This window comes from Bifidobacterium aquikefiri, assembly GCF_002259795.1.
Taxonomy (GTDB): domain Bacteria; phylum Actinomycetota; class Actinomycetes; order Actinomycetales; family Bifidobacteriaceae; genus Bombiscardovia; species Bombiscardovia aquikefiri.
Genome location: NZ_MWXA01000003.1, coordinates 118,831 through 134,662 on the forward strand (window position 1 = coordinate 118,831; position 15,832 = coordinate 134,662).

The following is a 15,832-nucleotide window of genomic DNA, read 5'->3' on the forward strand; positions in this document are numbered from 1 at the left end:
CGCTATGGACTCATTCACAACATCAGTAACAGATAAGCCAGGAACAGTCTTTCGACATGTGGCGCCCGGGAATCGCGATTTTGCTCGCGGTGAGTCCGGGCGTGGTCCTGGAGTGCCATGCAGAACCAGCAATAATCCCCAGGCTGGGCAATGGGATGGCCGCAAGATGAGCCAGATGATCGTTGCTGACTACAAGCGCTTTGTGGTGACCGATGGCGAAGGCATTCGCTGCTCCCTGTATGTGAGCGGGTGCCCATTTCATTGCGAAGGCTGCTGGAATTCATCCATTTGGGATTTTCGTGCTGGTAAGCCATATACGGCTGCACTTGAACGCCAAATTATGTCTGATCTGGCATTGCCATATGTTCAGGGCATTACATTCCTTGGTGGCGAGCCATTCCTGAATACGCCGATACTTAACCCACTGGCACGAAAGATTCGTGCGAAATTCGGCCATGACAAGGATATTTGGTCGTGGACGGGCTACACGTGGGAAGAGCTGCAACGCCCCGGGGAGACCCCAGACAAGGCCGAACTGCTCTCGTATTTGGATATTCTGGTTGATGGGCGCTTCATTCAGGCGGAAAAGAATCTGCTCCTGCAATTCAGGGGATCGACCAATCAGCGTGTCATTGATGTTCCGAAGTCGCTCGCAGATGGTCATATTGACATCTGGCCACGTTTGCACGACCAGAAGCGTTTCATCCCCGAAATGTACAACAAGGATCGTGCCGCCGGTGAAGGTGCAGCTTCGTAGCCGACTGTTTTGGCTACGTTGTGCTTTGGAAGCCGTTTTTTGGACGAAATTCGCAAAAAAGCGGCTTCCAAAGCACAACGTGTGGGATTCGGTGCCCAGCAGTCCCGTTGCCGCGGCACAATGGGACGCATGACTGATGATACAAATGATGGAAAAGTTGTGCTTCCTGAGCATGTGAGGGTGCGATTCTGCCCTTCGCCAACGGGGACACCGCATGTTGGCATGGTCCGTACGGCCTTGTTCAACTGGGCCGAGGCACGGCACACGCACGGAACATTTGTGTTCCGCATCGAAGATACCGATGCCGCACGCGATACGCAGGAGAGTTTCGATCAGATTCTTGAAGCCCTGAAATGGTTGGGCATCGATTGGGATGAGGGCGTCGACGTTGGTGGACCAAACGGTCCGTACCTACAATCCGAGCGTGGCGATATCTATGCAGATGTTGCGCAAAAGCTACTCAAAGCCGGTTATGCCTATGAATCCTATTCAACCTCGGAAGAGATCGAAGCGCGAAACATTGCCAATGGACGTCCGAAGGCTTTTGGCTATGACGGCTATGATCGCACACTCACTGATGAGCAACGTCAGGCATTCAGGGACGAAGGACGCAAGCCTGCATTGCGCATTCGCATGCCAGAGGAAGACATTGCCTTCAACGATCTGATTCGTGGTCGCATCGAGTTCAAGGCCGGTTCGGTTCCTGACTATGTGATTGTGCGTCCGAATGGAGACCCACTCTATACGCTTACCAACCCGGTTGATGATGCCATGATGAACATCAACGTCGTGTTACGAGGCGAGGACTTGCTCAGCTCGACACCACGCCAGATTGTGCTCTATCAATACCTAATAAAGCTCGGTATTGCCAAGGAGATGCCGCTCTTCGGACATATGCCATACGTCATGGGACAAGGCAAAAAGAAGCTGTCGAAGCGCGATCCTGAATCGAATCTTTTCTTGCATCGCGAGCATGGCTTCATTCGCGAGGGACTGCTCAATTACCTAGCATTGCTTGGTTGGTCGATTGGTGCCGAACAAGATGTGTTCTCGATGGATGAGATGATCAAGCACTTCGATGTGCGTGATGTGAAGGCAAATCCGGCACACTTCGACATTGACAAGGCCATTGCGATTAACGCCGAGCATATTCGTATGCTTGAGCCGCAGGACTTCCTGAACCGTTCGGTGCCGTATCTGCATCGTGATGATGTGGTATCCGCAGACTCATGGGATGCGCTTACGACACGTGAACAGCGGATTTTGCACGCTGCGGCCCCTCTGGTGCAGACGCGAGTTCGGCTGTTGGGCGAGGTTTCTGGCATGGTCGGGAGTCTGCTGAGCAACGCAGGTTACATTGAGCCGGAAGCTGATGCGCGCAAGCAACTTAAGGCCAGCGCAGGAGAGGTGCTTGCCAAGGCGATCGAAGTTTTGGAGTCGGCATCGTCAGATGATTGGAAGACCGATACACTGCATGAGTTGCTTACCAAGGCTTTGGTCAATGAGGGCGGATACAAGCCAAGACTTGCCTTTGGCCCCATACGCGTGGCGGTTTCAGGTCGACGGGTTTCGCCGCCACTGTTCGAATCCATGGAGATAATCGGCAAGGATGTGACACTCGCAAGACTTCGTGGCTTGCAAAATCATCTCTGAGCAGGTATATTTTTTATCCGCTGTGCTTTTTGCTGAGCTGTAGCGAATCCGTCGGTTTGCGAAGGTTTCGATTGCAGTTGCTGCGAAGTTCGGCGGATAATTGAATAATTATGGAATACGCCCCCATCGTCTAGCGGCCTAGGACATCGCCCTCTCACGGCGGTAACACCGGTTCAAATCCGGTTGGGGGTACGTAGGCGTATTATCCACATTCGTGAGTGATTCGCTCATATTGGGGTATGGTGTAATTGGCAACACGGCTGATTCTGGTTCAGTTGTTCTTGGTTCGAGTCCAGGTACCCCAGCAAATACAAAACCCTACAGCCGCAAAGGCTGCGGGGCTTTTTCTTTGACCGCTGGCTTCTCCTGCGGGGTTACAGGCGGGTTATAGGGGTTATACGACAGAAAGTGTGTTCCCGTCATCTCGAGCGGAGCGTAGCGAGTCGAGAGATCTCAGCCTTGTGAGCATCGACAGCGGAGATCCCTCCGCTCGCTCGGGATGACGGGAGAGAAGCATGGCATTCCTTATTGTTCCGAATCCGAGCATGTATCCGTCTGCGGTGGAAACAGCTGATCGAGAGAATGATAGAGGGCATTGAAAAGCTGGAGGCTTTGTTGGGCTATGGTCTTGCCTGGAACGGTCAGTTGGTATTCGATTGATTCATGTGATGCGCTTTTCACGATGAGTCCGTCATCCAGCAGCAGTGTCAGCGTGGACGAGAGCATCCGGTCGCTAATCCCGCCGACATGCTCTCGCAACGTTGAGAACCTTGCCGGAGCATCCAGTAATGTTGCCAAAACAAGGAAACTCCATCTTCGGGTCACATCATTGAGCAGCTTTCGTGAAGGGCATGCCCCGGAAAATACGTTGTAATGGCTGCTGGTTCCTTGAGTCTGATTGCACATAGTTTCAACTGTAGCTGAAAACAGAGATGTGCTAACATTACGTTAGTACTAACACAATGTTAGTGCAATTCAGTGAGGCGATACCTCGTTGACAACATCATTGAAAGCGAAGGAATGATCATGGCACATGCGACAGTCTTTGGAAAAGGCAATATGGGTTCTGCGATTGCGAAGCTCTTTGAGTCAGCACAGTATTCGGTACAGGTGCTCGACAGCTCAGCTTCAGCGGACGAAAACATTACGGGCGAGATCGTGGTTTTGGCTGTTCCATATGCCGCATTGTCCACTATCGTCGACAAATTTGGCAAGCAGCTGAAAGGACTGACCGTTGTAGACATTACCAATCCCGTTGATTTCTCGACCATGGATTCGCTCCTTCCTGCGCCGGACAGTTCCGCCGCAGCCGAGCTTGCTGATATCCTCCCGGATTCGAAGGTCATCAAGGCCTTCAACACCAACTTTGTCGGATCTCTGGTTTCTGCAAAGGTTGGTGATAATCAGACAACGGTGCTGATCGCCGGGGATGACGAAGAAGCTAAGAATGAGCTGGCCACGGTCGTGAAGCAGGCAGGGCTGGATGCAGTCGATGCAGGTTCGCTCAAGCGGGCACGCGAGCTCGAATCCTTCGGTTTCCTGCAATTGGCCTTGGCTGTATCCGGGAAGCTTTCTTTCAACGGCGGCTTCGCGGTGCTCAAATAACAATCATGCCCTACGATTTTCTTAGCGTATGAAGTCGTGAGCCACAATGATTTTCATGAGTTGTGCCTCACGGCTTGTTGCATGCGCACGCGAGCTCGAATTTAGCTGTTGGGTGATTGAGCTCAAGAGATGCGTGAAAATATGTGCACCTGCGTAAAGCATCGGTGTTGCGGCGAGACCGTCCGTGCCGACGAAGGTTATTGCTCGCCGATGCCATCGAGCCAGCGCTGGAAGAGAGCCCTGACTGTGTCCGGATGCTCCACATGGATGTTATGCCCCGCTTTCGGGATGCACACAAAGGTGCCTTCGTGCACCGATTCGTAGAGGTGAAAGGCATCCTTGTACCCAACCATCGAGTCGTGTTGCCCCGTGATGATCATGACCGGCTCATGGTAGTCACTCAGATATGATTCCGGTGAGCGATCGAGCGAGGGGTGATTCATCACCGCTTCAACGGCCGGATTCTTTGCGTTTGCAACGAGCCCCGTATAGATATAGCGGCGGAATGCCTCGAAGCTTTCTGCGCTGTATATGACTGCGGTGGTTTTATAAGCTTGCAATTCGTCTTGTGTTGCCGAATCGGGAAGGTCGGACATATGGTATGCGACCTTCTTCGCCAAGTTGCGTCTTTCCTGTGCGGGAACGGTTTCGGGAGCCAGAAGAAACATGGATGTGATCTGACTGCCATACTGCGCCGCAAGTGCGGATGCCAGCAGGCCACCGAACGAGTAGCCAACGATGGCGAATCGTCTGGCGCGGAATTCCTCGTCAATGTATGCGGTGAGCCGTGTCAGAATATCTTGTGCGCACGTGATTTTCGTGTCGTCCCTGGTCGCACCCAGACCGGGAAGATCAATGTAATAGCGCTCCCATTGACCGGTTTCGGGAAGAAAATCCTCGAAGGGGAGTAGCGAGCGATGGTCCAATGGAAAGCCATGAAGCATAAGAAGTGGAAAGCCGTGACCAATTTTCTGTACAAACATGATTTTCCTTCCAAACGTGGCGGATCAGCTCGATTCGGCGGCTCAATCCAAGAGCAGAACATGTAACGTCATTTGTAATGTCACATCACATGTTCTGGAATGATGCGCATCAACCATTCCGACCCAAGGCAACCAGCTTATCCTGCACATTGGGCAATTGATGTCGTGGCTTGCAAGAAGCAATTGATGTGGTGCGTGACAATGCCGTCTCTGATTGCCCCGGTTGTGAACGATTTATTGGTACTATCAAAGTAATCTTTCAGCTTGCGCCATTGAAAGAATGCCCATAGTGATGTGGGAATGTCGGTGAGGGGAATTGCAGTGCAGGAATTTCACAGCCCATCATGGCCTCGGACGGTTTCAGGGTATTGAGGACGGCGGTGCCAATTATTGGGGAATGACGCTGTTTGAGTCTTTGCCATATTCCACACTCGCATGGGTATAGGGGAACCATGGAGAGAGGGAAAAACATGACCAATGAAAATGCACGACCGCCGTCTGGCGAAATGCCTGAGAGTGCAAGCAACAATTCGAATCGCGAGAGTGAGAACTGGCAACCTGACCAGCCACCGGTTCATCCAGATCAGCAGTCACCGGCCGAACCTTCGGCGCCTCGTGAGCAGCCATCTCCTGAGCACTCTGCTCAGGATTCGACACAGCCAACGATGTACCCAGGTGCGGATCCAGTCGGGCAACAGCCATCCTCGGAATGGACGATTCCACAGCCTCAGCAGCCTTCTCCGAATAATGTTTCACCAAATCCGCAGTTCCGGCAGCCTGCTCCTGGCAATGCGCAGCCCAAGCGTTCACATGAGATCGTCGCTGACTTCTCTCGTCAGGAAACATGGAAGAGCATTGGAGTTTCCGTGGGCATTGGCATTGCTTCCGCTATTGTGCTGGCGCTGGTCACGGGATTGCTGCTCCTTGCGGTTGAGGCATCTGCTACACAGCGTTTTGGTTCCGTCCTGACTGGAATCAGCTCCTTGGCCGGATCCTCTCAATCATCAGCTTCAGCGTCATCAGCTGGACCAAACTTCTTCCAGCTCATCATATTCGCCCTGGTCGCTGGCATTTCCGGGCAGTTTTCCCTGCAGTTCAGCTCGGCTATGGGTTCATATGGAACATTGGGAATCAATGCGTACATGTGGCTGCCAGTCAGTCTTTCTGGTGTTGCTCTGCTGCTAGGCGCTGCTTTTGGTGCATTCTGGATGGCTCGTAGAGACCATCGGCGTTTGCGGTGGACTGGCATTGCGAGCGCTGCAGTGGTGGGCATCATCATGGCTTTGATCTATATGCTGTTGAGTTCAGTCTTCCCCATCACGCTTGCGCGTAGTGCGGCGAATCCGTCCGCCATGCAGCTTTCGCTCAGTGGCATGACCTTCAGAACGGCTTTCATGGCCTTCCTGCTCGCTGGACTGGGAGCGTTGGCAGGTTATGCATTGGCTGCAGTGACACCCGAAGCCGATAACATTTTCACCGCAGCGTGGCGTTGGTCCCATCGCACTCGTGGTGCCGTTCGCACAGTTGTCGAATCCTTCGCAATCTATAGTGTGACATTCACGGTTCTCGGAATAATTGCACTGATTATCTCGGCAATTCGTAGTCAGGACTTCACCGTGCTGTTGGCTGCACCGCTGCTTTTCCCAGCCTTGGCCTTGATGATGTTCAGTGTCGCCACGCTTGGAACGCTCACGCTCACGACACCCGGAAGCACTTCGCAAACCATCTCAATCTGGGCAGGTTCATCATCAGACATCCCGACATGGTCGGTGCTGATTCTCTTCGTCGTCTTCCTGCTGACAACCTTCTATATTGTGGTGAGGATGGCCGCAAGAAATATGTATGATCCTGCCCTCTCCGGATGGCAACATTCCTGGAAATCCCCACTGATCACGGCAGTGGTCTGGCTGATCGTCACATTCCTTGCAGCCAGCTTCACTGTAGGCATGCGCCTTTCGGGAGCACTCTCCTCATTGATGAGCTCTGCCAGCAATGGCTCATTCATGGTGACATTGTCACCGGCGCTCTGGTTCTTTCTTCTCGCTGCGCTCTGGGCGTTCCTTGCCGAAGTCGCTGCATTGACATTCGCGCCTGCAATTGTCAGGTCGCAACCGGGACTATGGCGATTCATCGTCGGGGGCACCGTTGCAGTATCCAGTGCAGCCGCTGCTGGTGCCGCCGGCAGCAATGCAAATGCAGTCGGAAATGGGCAAACGGAACCTCTGGTGCAGCCAGACGCGGCATCGCAGACGTCTCAGTACGGGCAGCCTGCGAGGTCTAGTCAGCCTGTTCAATCTTCTCAACCATTGCCTCCGCCGATAATGGCACCTGCAATTGCCTCGGGAACTCCAAGTTCAGGCGTGCCAGGTGCACCGGTCGCTTCCATACCAATGAGTGCAAAGAGCAAGCGCATCATTGTCATCACAGCCATCATTGTGGCTGTTGTGGCTGTGCTGGGAATTGCATATGCGGTGCTGAGCTCGACGGTATTCAGCGCGAAACCGGTTGCAGAACAGTATTTGAAAGCTCTTGAGGCGGGCAGGTATGAGCAGGCAAGCAGCATCGCTTCCCCAGGGGTCGGGTCTGGCAAGGATGCATTGCTGAAGGATGCTGCTGCAAAGTCGGGATCACGGATGTCCAACGTGCACATCACATCCACGTCACGCAGTGGTTCAGAGCAGATCATTGCCTTTACCTATGCTCTTCAGGGAAAGACGCAGTCAGACCAGATTTCCATCGCTGAGGATGGTTCGAAGTATCTGGTGTTCAAAGACTGGAAGATCACAACGCCATTGGTGAAGGACATATCACTGTATGTTCCCTCGTCGGTCTCGAAGCTGGATATCAATGGGGTTTCGGTGAGTGCGAAGAATGCGAGCGAATCCTCGGATGGCTCTGATTCGACATTGACCTTCAAGGTCTATCCGGGTACATACACGGTGACTGCCGGTAAATCCGAGTATCTCACGAGCAACACGGTGACAGTTGCAGCAGCTGCCCAGCAAGAATCGATTCCTCAGTCGATACATCCGAAGCCAACCGAGCAGCTGACGGCTGATATCGAAGCTCAGATGAAACAGGAGCTGGATGCCTGTGCGAAGTCCACATCAATGGCCCCAGAAGGCTGCCCATTCCAGGCGTACACCTATTACGGCGACGATTCGTATAAGGATGTCACATGGAGTATCACGGATTATCCGAAGGTTTCGTATATATCTCTCGATAGTGGCTCGTTCTATTCGGATACAGGTTCCGCAAAGGTCACCTATCAAGAGAAGTCGTTCTTCGATGATTCCTGGTCGGCCGAGTCTGATACCTCATATATCTATTACACTGGTACATTCTCGCTTGATGGCGACACGTTGACGGTGAAACTGGACTCGAGCGGGTATTGATTCGGTTCTCGGTAATCTGCAATGTTTGAGGGGTGCTGGACGGTGAGAAACATTCCAGCACCCCTCGCAACATGCGAGTCGAATGATGGCGAAAAGGCAGTGTTTCACTGTTCGGCGTACAATCCAACACTCTTGGGTGCATGTTGATCAGATCGGTCATGATCGTTCTGTATCAGTCAGAAGGGTGAAGCGCTGCCATCTTCAATGGCTTGCCCAAAGCATCATAGATGGGTTTGCCGCCCATGGCATCATAGACAAGATACGAGATGAGTGTTGCAAATCCGAGCGGCATGAGCAGATTATATGATGTCATTTCGGTAACGAGGATAATGGCTGTCAGCGGAGCCTTGCTCACCGCACCAAACAGGCCGCTCATCCCCACCATGATCATCAACGCCGTAGCATCAGTGTCGCCTGGCCAGAGGTGCTGCAGATTAAGAAAGGCACCCCAGGAAGCCCCTGCCAGCGCTCCGAGCGTCAGAATCGGCAGGAATATACCTCCGGGATTGCCCGAGCCATAGGTGATTTGAGAAATGGCGAATCTGACCACCAGGAATGTGAGTAGAATCCATAAGGCAAAGTGGCCATTCCCGACCGTGGTGACAGTCACATTGCCGCCGCCCAGCAAATCGGGGGCAAGAAGTCCGACCGGAACCGTAAGCAGCAGCGGAATCAGTGCGCGCACGGCAAGCGGCAGATGCAAGGCATCGTATGGCTTGGTCGAGCGCAGCAACGTCCACTCATATGCCCATGCGAGCACGCCGAGAAGGATTGCAAGCACCCCAATCGACCAGTATGCGGATATTGGTGTCCTGCCGACGTGAGGTAGCGAAAAAACAGGTTCGATACCAAAGATACTGCTGGACACGGCATTCGCGCTCAAGGCAGCGGCAAACGTTGATAGACCAATCTTCAGAGTGAAGCGGCTGTATATTTCTTCGGCTACAAAGAGCACGGCAGCAATCGGTGCATTGAACGCCGCCGAAAGACCTGCCGCTGCCCCGGCGGCCACGAGTTCGCGCTTGTAGCTGCGTGTCGTCATAGTACTCGCAGAAACGCCCAATCCGACGCATGCCCCAATTTGGATGCTTGGACCTTCCCGTCCTGCAAACGCTCCGGGGCCGATGGCGAGAATGCCTCCAAGGATTTTCTTCCACAACACGCGGAACCAAGGGAACTGTAAGGGAGCAGGGGAGCGCAACCTCTGTTCAACATCCGGTATGCCAGACCCCTTGATCAAGGGGTCGGAACGAATCAATGCAGCGATGCAGCATCCAAGAACGGCAAACAGCACTACTGCAACCGCCACGATCCAAGGCTGTTCAGGAATCACATATTTATATAGGTGGATGATTGCATGCAAGATCGTTTGCAATGCCAGACGAAACATGCTTGCTGTAAATCCGGCGACAACACCAACTACGATTGACCAACCCAACAGCCGAGGTGAGACAGAGTGATGCGAGGCGCTACGAATTCTCCCCGTAAATCTGGTCGCCGATTCTTTGAAAGCTCTGCGCATACCAGCACGATAACCATCCGTGCAGACCGAAGTGTACATCGGATTTGTTCACCTGCGAAAGAATTGCACCTTCCACCGGCCGGCACTGAATTAGACAAACTCTCAGAACTCTCGTATGAGCGGCAATAAAAAAGCACCTACCGAAATTGGCGGGTGCTTGATCATGTGATTCAGATCTGTCTTGAGACCTTTCATCATCAGTTCTGGTTCGCTGCATCCTGATCTGCAGGAGGAACATCGTAGGTCACCTGATTGACGGTGACCGGTGTCTCGATTGGCGTATCCTTCTTCGAATTCTTTACGGTAGGAACCTGAGGATTTGAAGGAACCGGGGCATCGTTCAATGGGACTCCATTAACCTTTTTCTGGTTGCTGCCTGATGCGTTCTTGGCTGTGTTCTCGGTCATAAACGTAACACCTCTCTCAAATCTGCTGACAATGGTTACCTGAACCATGCTAGACATCTGTGATGCACTGTCCAGCATCAACACGGTTATGCGCTAGTAGCGTGAAAAATGCCATAATTCATCCCTCGTTTATCTTCGGTGAAGGTGGATTTCATGTCATTTACTCCCACAATGAAAGAAGTGAGTGTATAGTCATGGTTGATAGCAGAGGGATGTGTCGGAGGGACCGGCACTGAGGTTTGTTGGAAAAAGAAAATTAGGAAATATATATAGACGCACAATATGCGTCGATAGATAGTGGATAAGAAAAGACATAATTATGCATACAGGCATGAGAATACAATCAAACAAGACACAAAAGTGGCAGCTGGCAAGAAGCATCAGCGCAGAGGATAAGAACTTTCGAGCGAATGTTTCCACGGTTCCAGCCTATGAATTGAAGACCAAGGCAGCTCGTGGTTTCCGCGACATTGGAGTGAATTTCACCAAAACAGATCTGGATGAATATATCGCCAGTGTTCTTAGTGGCCGCGATTACCGATTCGTCATTACATTCTGAGTGAACACCATCGAGGCATTGCACTTGGATAACCGATATAGCGTTGCAAGAACGTTGCAAGAACGTTAGTGATCCAGAATTATCGGATATGGATGCAGCGGTCAGTTGCGCGCCGTGCAGGCGGTTCGTGAGTTCGAGAAGCTGAAAGTCATATATTCGCTGAGCGATACGAAGTGAAGTAGGCTGGAAGCATGATTGAAAGTCGCTTCTCGGGTCGTCAAGCCACAACAGCCGTGCAACACAGCGAACGTGTTCCGGTGTCGATTTCAGCGAGGCTGGGGCGTTTGCAGTTCCACCATTCGGGCAAATTCAGAGTGTTGCAATTGGCTGATATTCAGGATGGACCAACGATTTCACCAGATACCGTAAGTCTGATCGCCGCAGCATGCGATGCTGCTCGGCCTGATCTTGTGGTGCTGTCTGGCAACCAGATTGCCGGATACGATGCGGCATATTCACGCACATTTCGTAAGCGCCGTTGGTCAACTGCCTGGGATGGCGTCTATGCCGCTGGGCGAAGCGTGAGCGCATGGGTTGGCAATGCACTTCAGGGTGTTTCGCAGCAGCAACGCAACGGCGATGGTGGCCAGAATCCGGGCAATGCCTTTGCTGACGATAATGTGAGTAATTCCGCAACGATTCCTGGCAATTTCGAAGATGACGTGCATAAGCGCGACATAGCCCGCACGCGAGATATGGTTCATCACAGCATGCAGCAGTTTCTTGCTCCGATTGTTGACCGAGGCATTCCATTTGCCGTGACATATGGCAACCATGACTTCCAATGTGGTTTGGACACTGCACAGATGGATGCGCTATACCGTGAATTTCCAGGATGCCTGAATCCGGAATCCACGATCGCCCAGCCCGAACACCCACGCTCATTGGCAGGTGCCGGTTTGCCGGATCAGATTGCATATGCGTGTGAACCAGGCACATTCGCCTTGCCGGTGAGTGACGACAATGGACGCAGCAACGTGATGGGCATTGTTCTCTTGAATTCAGGCGATTATGCCAGGGAGGGCGGATATGGCAATCCGAGCGCCGAAGGTCTGGGATTTCTCCGGCAGGTTCCGCGTTCGGTTGGAACCAATTCCATCGTGTTCCAGCATATTCCGCTTCCACAGTTCTATTCCCTGCTCAAACCAGTTGCATCAACAACGGCCTATGCAGTGCAGGGGTACCGCAGCTATGACAGGCAATGCTACGTGCTGGATGCCGCAAAAACGCTGCCAGGCAGCTATCTTGGCGAGGGCATCAGTTGCGCTGATACGGATTGTGGAGAATTCGATATTCTCAAGAGCTCACACGGATACTCGGCAGTCTTTGCCGGTCACGATCATCGCAATGGATTCGTGGGGAAATATGAGGGTATCATGCTGGGCGCGACGCCAACCTGTGGTTTTGGATCATATGGTCCAGTACCGCGCAAGCGTGCGGCACGCATGTTTGAATTCGATATCCGTCATCCAGACAATCCTCGAACGCAGCTTTTGGAGTTTGGCGATCTGGTGGGCAAGCCGCGTTCTCACCGTGCCTATACCTTTGCAATGAGCTATATACCTTCATCGACTGGGGATGCCGTAAATCTCTTGCGTAAACCAGGATTCCTGGCAGGAAGCGCTGCGACCCTGGCTGCGGTTTTCGCCTCATTACGCAAGTTTGGGCATAGAAGCTAATCAGATGTGCAAGGTCTGGTTGGCTCGTCCTGGTTGCATCGTCTGCCCGCAACAGAATCATGCAGCAGGCAGATGAGCCAACAATCAGTTGTTGTTCGAGGCTTTCACGAGGCTGTCGCTCAGATACTTGCCTGCGGCCATGACCAGGGGGGCAAAGTGGCGACCTGGTGTGGAGGTCAGGCGTTGTGTTGGGCCTGAAATAGAAATGGCGGCAATCACATTGCCGCTTGCATTGCGAATCGGGGCAGAAATGGAAGAGACGCCCTGTTCGCGTTCACTCGATGATTCAGCCCATCCGCGCTTTCTTACTGCTGCAAGCTTTGCCGCAGTGAACTTGGCATGAAGCAGGCCACGATGCATGCGGTCGCTATCTTCCCAGGCAAGAAGAATCTGGGCAGCCGATCCAGCTTCCATGGAAAGCATGGCTCCCACAGGAATGGAATCACGCAGACCGCTGCTGCGCTCAACCGCTGAAATGCAGACCCTCTGCTCACCCTGACGTCGAAAAATCTGTGCGGACTCTCCGGTTCGATCGAGCAGTGTCTGCAAGATAGGACCTGCGGCGGTGAGCAGTCGGTCCTCGCCGGCTGCGGCTGCAAGTTCGGCGAACCGAGAACCGAGAACGAATCGGCCATGCGCGTCGCGCAAGACGAATCGGTGACGTTCCAGTGCAATTGCGAGTCGATGTGCCGTTGGTCGTGCCAGGCCCGTCGAAGAAACCAGTTGGCCGAGTGTTGCAGGGCCAGTCTCCAGAGCATCCAGAATTCGAACCGTCTTATCCAAGACACCAACTCCAGAATGAATGGCTTTGCCTTCAATATCTGAGTTTTCAGTGTTGCCGGCGCTCTCGGAAGTACTTACAGGAGAGGCATAGGAGTTAAGATCGTTTTCATTGGGATTAGCTGATGGAGATGTCATAACTGGATTATGCCATCTCATTATGTGAAATGCAAAAGTCCATTTTTCGAAACACGCTTCATACTCTGATAAGAGGCATGAATATGGAGCATGATTCCCATGCGCATATAAATATTGCAAGATGCGGTGCAGGATAGGTGGTTGAGATGGGAACAACTTTGGCTGAGAAAGTCTGGGCCGACCACTTGGTTCGTAAAGGTGAACAAGGGGCTCCAGACCTGATATACATTGACCTTCAGCTGATGCATGAAGTGACAAGTCCGCAGGCATTTGAAGGCCTGCGTCTGGCAGGCCGCGGACTGCGCCGACTTGATCTCACCATCGCCACTGAAGACCACAACACTCCCACGGTCGATATCGATCAGCCCATTGCCGACAAGACCTCGGCAAAGCAGATTTCCACGCTTGAACACAATTGTAGGGATTTTGGTGTGAGACTGCACCCCTTGGGTGACGCAGACCAGGGGATCGTGCACCAGGTTGGGCCACAGCTTGGCCTTACACAGCCTGGAATGACCATCGTATGCGGGGATTCACACACTTCTACGCATGGAGCGTTCGGTGCCTTGGCATTTGGCATCGGTACCTCTGAGGTCGAGCATGTCATGGCAACGCAGACCTTGAGTCTGAAACCATTCAAGACCATGGCGGTCAATGTTGAGGGAACATTGCCACAAGGTGTTTCGTCGAAGGATATCATTCTTGCAATCATTGCCAAGATTGGAACCGGCGGAGGTCAGGGGCACGTCATCGAATATCGTGGCAGCGCGATTCGTGCCCTTTCCATGGAAGCTCGCATGACAATCTGCAACATGTCGATCGAGGCAGGTGCACGAGCCGGCATGATCGCTCCCGACCAGACCACCTTTGACTATCTGCAAGGACGCCCGCACGCTCCGGAGGGCGAGATGTGGGATAGAGCAGTCGAATATTGGGAGACTTTGAAGACCGATGACGATGCGGTTTTCGATAAGGTCGTGGATTTGGATGCCAACGATCTTTCCCCATTCGTGACCTGGGGTACGAACCCGGGTCAGGGCTTGCCGATCAACGATACCGTTCCTGTTCCGGACAAGATTGCCGATGCAGACAAGCGCAGGGCCACAACCAGCGCGCTCGCTTACATGGGATTGAAGCCAGGCACGCCAATCAAATCGATTGCAGTCGACACTGTATTCATAGGTTCGTGTACGAACGGACGTATCGAGGATCTGCGCGCTGCCGCTCATATTATGAAGGGTAATCATAAAGCGAAGAATATTCATAGAGTCCTTGTGGTGCCGGCATCATCTCGTGTACGTTTGCAGGCAGAACACGAAGGGCTGGATAAGGTGTTCAAGGAGTTCGGGGCTGAATGGCGCAATGCCGGATGTTCAATGTGCCTCGGCATGAACGCCGACAAGATGGTTCCTGGAGAGCGCGCGATCTCGACTTCGAATCGTAATTTTGAAGGGCGCCAGGGCAAGGGGAGCCGCACTCATCTGGCTTCGCCGATCGTCGCTGCGGCAACGGCCATTCGCGGAACAATCAGCAGCCCTGCGGATCTTTAGACGCATAGAAATTTGCGCGGGCATGGCGTATGACCATCTTTGCGCAGATGCCAACAACTGTAACAACGTATAACTGCACGCAACATCGCAACAACAGACCATGTGAAGGAAGCTGTTCATGGAAAAGCTCACGGTAATCACGGGAACTGGAGTGCCATTGAGGCGCTCAAACGTGGATACGGATCAGATCATTCCTGCCGTATTCTTGAAGCGCGTGACCAAGTCTGGTTTTGAGGATGCCCTGTTCTATGCATGGAGGCGCGATCCTTCGTTCGTGCTGAACCAAAAGGAATATTCAGACGGCAAGGTTCTGGTGACCGGACCTGACTTCGGTATCGGGTCATCGCGCGAACATGCGGTTTGGGCCCTGCACGACTATGGCTTCCGTGTGATCATAGCCCCACGGTTCGCGGATATCTTCTATGGGAATACTGCCAAGAATGGTGTTCTGGCGGCGATCATGCCGATGGAATCCATCGAATTGCTGTGGAAGCTTTTGGAAGAGGAGCCCGGACGGAGCATCACAGTTGACTTGCAGACAAGAACGGTCGAATGTGCCGATGTGACCTTGCCATTCCAGGTTGACGACTACACATGTTGGCGCTTGATGAATGGATTCGACGATATCGACCTCACGTTGCAGCACGAAGCGGATATCACCGCATATGAGAAGATGCGTGCAGTAAAGTTCCCATTCAAGCCCAAGACGCTGCCTGCAAAGCACCTTCCGGAAGAGGAAGTCAAGTCTGCGCGTGAGGAAAGCATCGATTGGGCTGGTCCCTTAAGCGCTCGCGGGTAGTGAAA

At 52.8% G+C, this 15,832-nt stretch carries 13 protein-coding genes and 2 tRNA genes; 10 read left to right on the forward strand and 5 right to left on the reverse strand.

Annotation, left to right across the window (positions count from 1 at the left end):
* Nucleotides 1-4: 4 nt before the first annotated feature.
* From nrdG to BAQU_RS02175, 4 genes are all read left to right on the forward strand, one after another.
* Nucleotides 5-757 carry an anaerobic ribonucleoside-triphosphate reductase activating protein gene (gene nrdG, locus BAQU_RS02160; RefSeq protein WP_094692431.1) on the forward strand — a complete coding sequence of 251 codons (753 nt, stop codon included), beginning with the start codon at nt 5-7 and terminating at the stop codon, nt 755-757.
* A 129-nt stretch (nt 758-886) separates the two neighbouring features.
* A complete protein-coding gene (gene gltX / locus BAQU_RS02165) occupies nt 887-2,410 on the forward strand; it encodes a glutamate--tRNA ligase (RefSeq protein ID WP_094692651.1) in 1,524 nt (507 codons plus the stop codon).
* 119 nt (nt 2,411-2,529) lie between these two features.
* Nucleotides 2,530-2,602, forward strand: a tRNA-Glu gene (locus BAQU_RS02170).
* Nucleotides 2,603-2,643: 41 nt separating this feature from the next.
* A tRNA-Gln gene (locus tag BAQU_RS02175) sits at nt 2,644-2,715 on the forward strand.
* 220 nt (nt 2,716-2,935) lie between these two features.
* On the opposite strand, the gene BAQU_RS02180 is transcribed toward BAQU_RS02175, so the two are convergent.
* Nucleotides 2,936-3,316 carry a winged helix-turn-helix transcriptional regulator gene (locus BAQU_RS02180; RefSeq protein WP_094692432.1) on the reverse strand — a complete coding sequence of 127 codons (381 nt, stop codon included), beginning with the start codon at nt 3,314-3,316 and terminating at the stop codon, nt 2,936-2,938.
* Nucleotides 3,317-3,436: 120 nt separating this feature from the next.
* Between BAQU_RS02180 and BAQU_RS02185 the strand changes: the two genes are divergently transcribed.
* Nucleotides 3,437-4,015, forward strand: a complete 579-nt coding sequence (locus BAQU_RS02185) for an NADPH-dependent F420 reductase (RefSeq protein ID WP_094692653.1) — start codon at nt 3,437-3,439, stop codon at nt 4,013-4,015.
* A 197-nt stretch (nt 4,016-4,212) separates the two neighbouring features.
* On the opposite strand, the gene BAQU_RS02190 is transcribed toward BAQU_RS02185, so the two are convergent.
* The gene (locus BAQU_RS02190) at nt 4,213-4,998 is read right to left on the reverse strand and encodes an alpha/beta fold hydrolase (RefSeq protein ID WP_094692433.1); all 786 of its coding nucleotides are present in this window, start codon (nt 4,996-4,998) and stop codon (nt 4,213-4,215) included.
* 470 nt (nt 4,999-5,468) lie between these two features.
* On the opposite strand from BAQU_RS02190, the gene BAQU_RS02195 reads away from it, so the two are divergent.
* Nucleotides 5,469-8,393: a hypothetical protein gene (locus BAQU_RS02195; protein WP_094692434.1), complete on the forward strand. Its 2,925-nt coding sequence runs from the start codon at nt 5,469-5,471 to the stop codon at nt 8,391-8,393.
* Nucleotides 8,394-8,565: 172 nt separating this feature from the next.
* Here BAQU_RS02195 and BAQU_RS02200 read toward each other — a convergent pair whose 3' ends face one another.
* Together BAQU_RS02200 and BAQU_RS02205 are read right to left on the reverse strand one after the other, a co-directional pair.
* Nucleotides 8,566-9,915, reverse strand: coding sequence for a ClC family H(+)/Cl(-) exchange transporter (locus BAQU_RS02200; RefSeq protein ID WP_158215613.1), 1,350 nt, complete (start codon nt 9,913-9,915; stop codon nt 8,566-8,568).
* Between the two features lie 197 nt (nt 9,916-10,112).
* On the reverse strand, nt 10,113-10,322 hold the full coding sequence (locus BAQU_RS02205) for a hypothetical protein (RefSeq protein WP_143241950.1): 210 nt from the start codon (nt 10,320-10,322) through the stop codon (nt 10,113-10,115).
* A gap of 331 nt (nt 10,323-10,653) precedes the next feature.
* On the opposite strand from BAQU_RS02205, the gene BAQU_RS02210 reads away from it, so the two are divergent.
* Nucleotides 10,654-10,881, forward strand: a complete 228-nt coding sequence (locus BAQU_RS02210) for a hypothetical protein (RefSeq protein WP_143241951.1) — start codon at nt 10,654-10,656, stop codon at nt 10,879-10,881.
* Between the two features lie 191 nt (nt 10,882-11,072).
* The gene (locus BAQU_RS02215) at nt 11,073-12,560 is read left to right on the forward strand and encodes a metallophosphoesterase family protein (protein WP_094692438.1); all 1,488 of its coding nucleotides are present in this window, start codon (nt 11,073-11,075) and stop codon (nt 12,558-12,560) included.
* 84 nt (nt 12,561-12,644) lie between these two features.
* Here BAQU_RS02215 and BAQU_RS02220 read toward each other — a convergent pair whose 3' ends face one another.
* A complete protein-coding gene (locus BAQU_RS02220) occupies nt 12,645-13,478 on the reverse strand; it encodes an IclR family transcriptional regulator (protein WP_094692439.1) in 834 nt (277 codons plus the stop codon).
* Between the two features lie 146 nt (nt 13,479-13,624).
* On the opposite strand from BAQU_RS02220, the gene leuC reads away from it, so the two are divergent.
* Together leuC and leuD are read left to right on the forward strand one after the other, a co-directional pair.
* Nucleotides 13,625-15,028, forward strand: coding sequence for a 3-isopropylmalate dehydratase large subunit (gene leuC / locus BAQU_RS02225; protein WP_094692440.1), 1,404 nt, complete (start codon nt 13,625-13,627; stop codon nt 15,026-15,028).
* Between the two features lie 118 nt (nt 15,029-15,146).
* Nucleotides 15,147-15,827, forward strand: coding sequence for a 3-isopropylmalate dehydratase small subunit (leuD, locus tag BAQU_RS02230; RefSeq protein WP_094692441.1), 681 nt, complete (start codon nt 15,147-15,149; stop codon nt 15,825-15,827).
* Nucleotides 15,828-15,832 lie beyond the last annotated feature (5 nt).

Bases quoted from the DNA above. Each gene is read 5' to 3' on its own strand.
- BAQU_RS02220 (WP_094692439.1), bottom strand. From the start codon at position 13,478: ATGACATCTCCATCAGCTAATCCCAATGAAAACGATCTTAACTCCTAT.
- BAQU_RS02180 (WP_094692432.1), bottom strand. From the start codon at position 3,316: ATGTGCAATCAGACTCAAGGAACCAGCAGCCATTACAACGTATTTTCC.
- BAQU_RS02215 (WP_094692438.1), top strand. From the start codon at position 11,073: ATGATTGAAAGTCGCTTCTCGGGTCGTCAAGCCACAACAGCCGTGCAA.
- gltX (WP_094692651.1), top strand. From the start codon at position 887: ATGACTGATGATACAAATGATGGAAAAGTTGTGCTTCCTGAGCATGTG.
- BAQU_RS02200 (WP_158215613.1), bottom strand. From the start codon at position 9,915: ATGCGCAGAGCTTTCAAAGAATCGGCGACCAGATTTACGGGGAGAATT.
- leuD (WP_094692441.1), top strand. From the start codon at position 15,147: ATGGAAAAGCTCACGGTAATCACGGGAACTGGAGTGCCATTGAGGCGC.
- BAQU_RS02185 (WP_094692653.1), top strand. From the start codon at position 3,437: ATGGCACATGCGACAGTCTTTGGAAAAGGCAATATGGGTTCTGCGATT.
- BAQU_RS02195 (WP_094692434.1), top strand. From the start codon at position 5,469: ATGACCAATGAAAATGCACGACCGCCGTCTGGCGAAATGCCTGAGAGT.
- BAQU_RS02190 (WP_094692433.1), bottom strand. From the start codon at position 4,998: ATGTTTGTACAGAAAATTGGTCACGGCTTTCCACTTCTTATGCTTCAT.
- BAQU_RS02210 (WP_143241951.1), top strand. From the start codon at position 10,654: ATGAGAATACAATCAAACAAGACACAAAAGTGGCAGCTGGCAAGAAGC.
- leuC (WP_094692440.1), top strand. From the start codon at position 13,625: ATGGGAACAACTTTGGCTGAGAAAGTCTGGGCCGACCACTTGGTTCGT.
- BAQU_RS02205 (WP_143241950.1), bottom strand. From the start codon at position 10,322: ATGACCGAGAACACAGCCAAGAACGCATCAGGCAGCAACCAGAAAAAG.
- nrdG (WP_094692431.1), top strand. From the start codon at position 5: ATGGACTCATTCACAACATCAGTAACAGATAAGCCAGGAACAGTCTTT.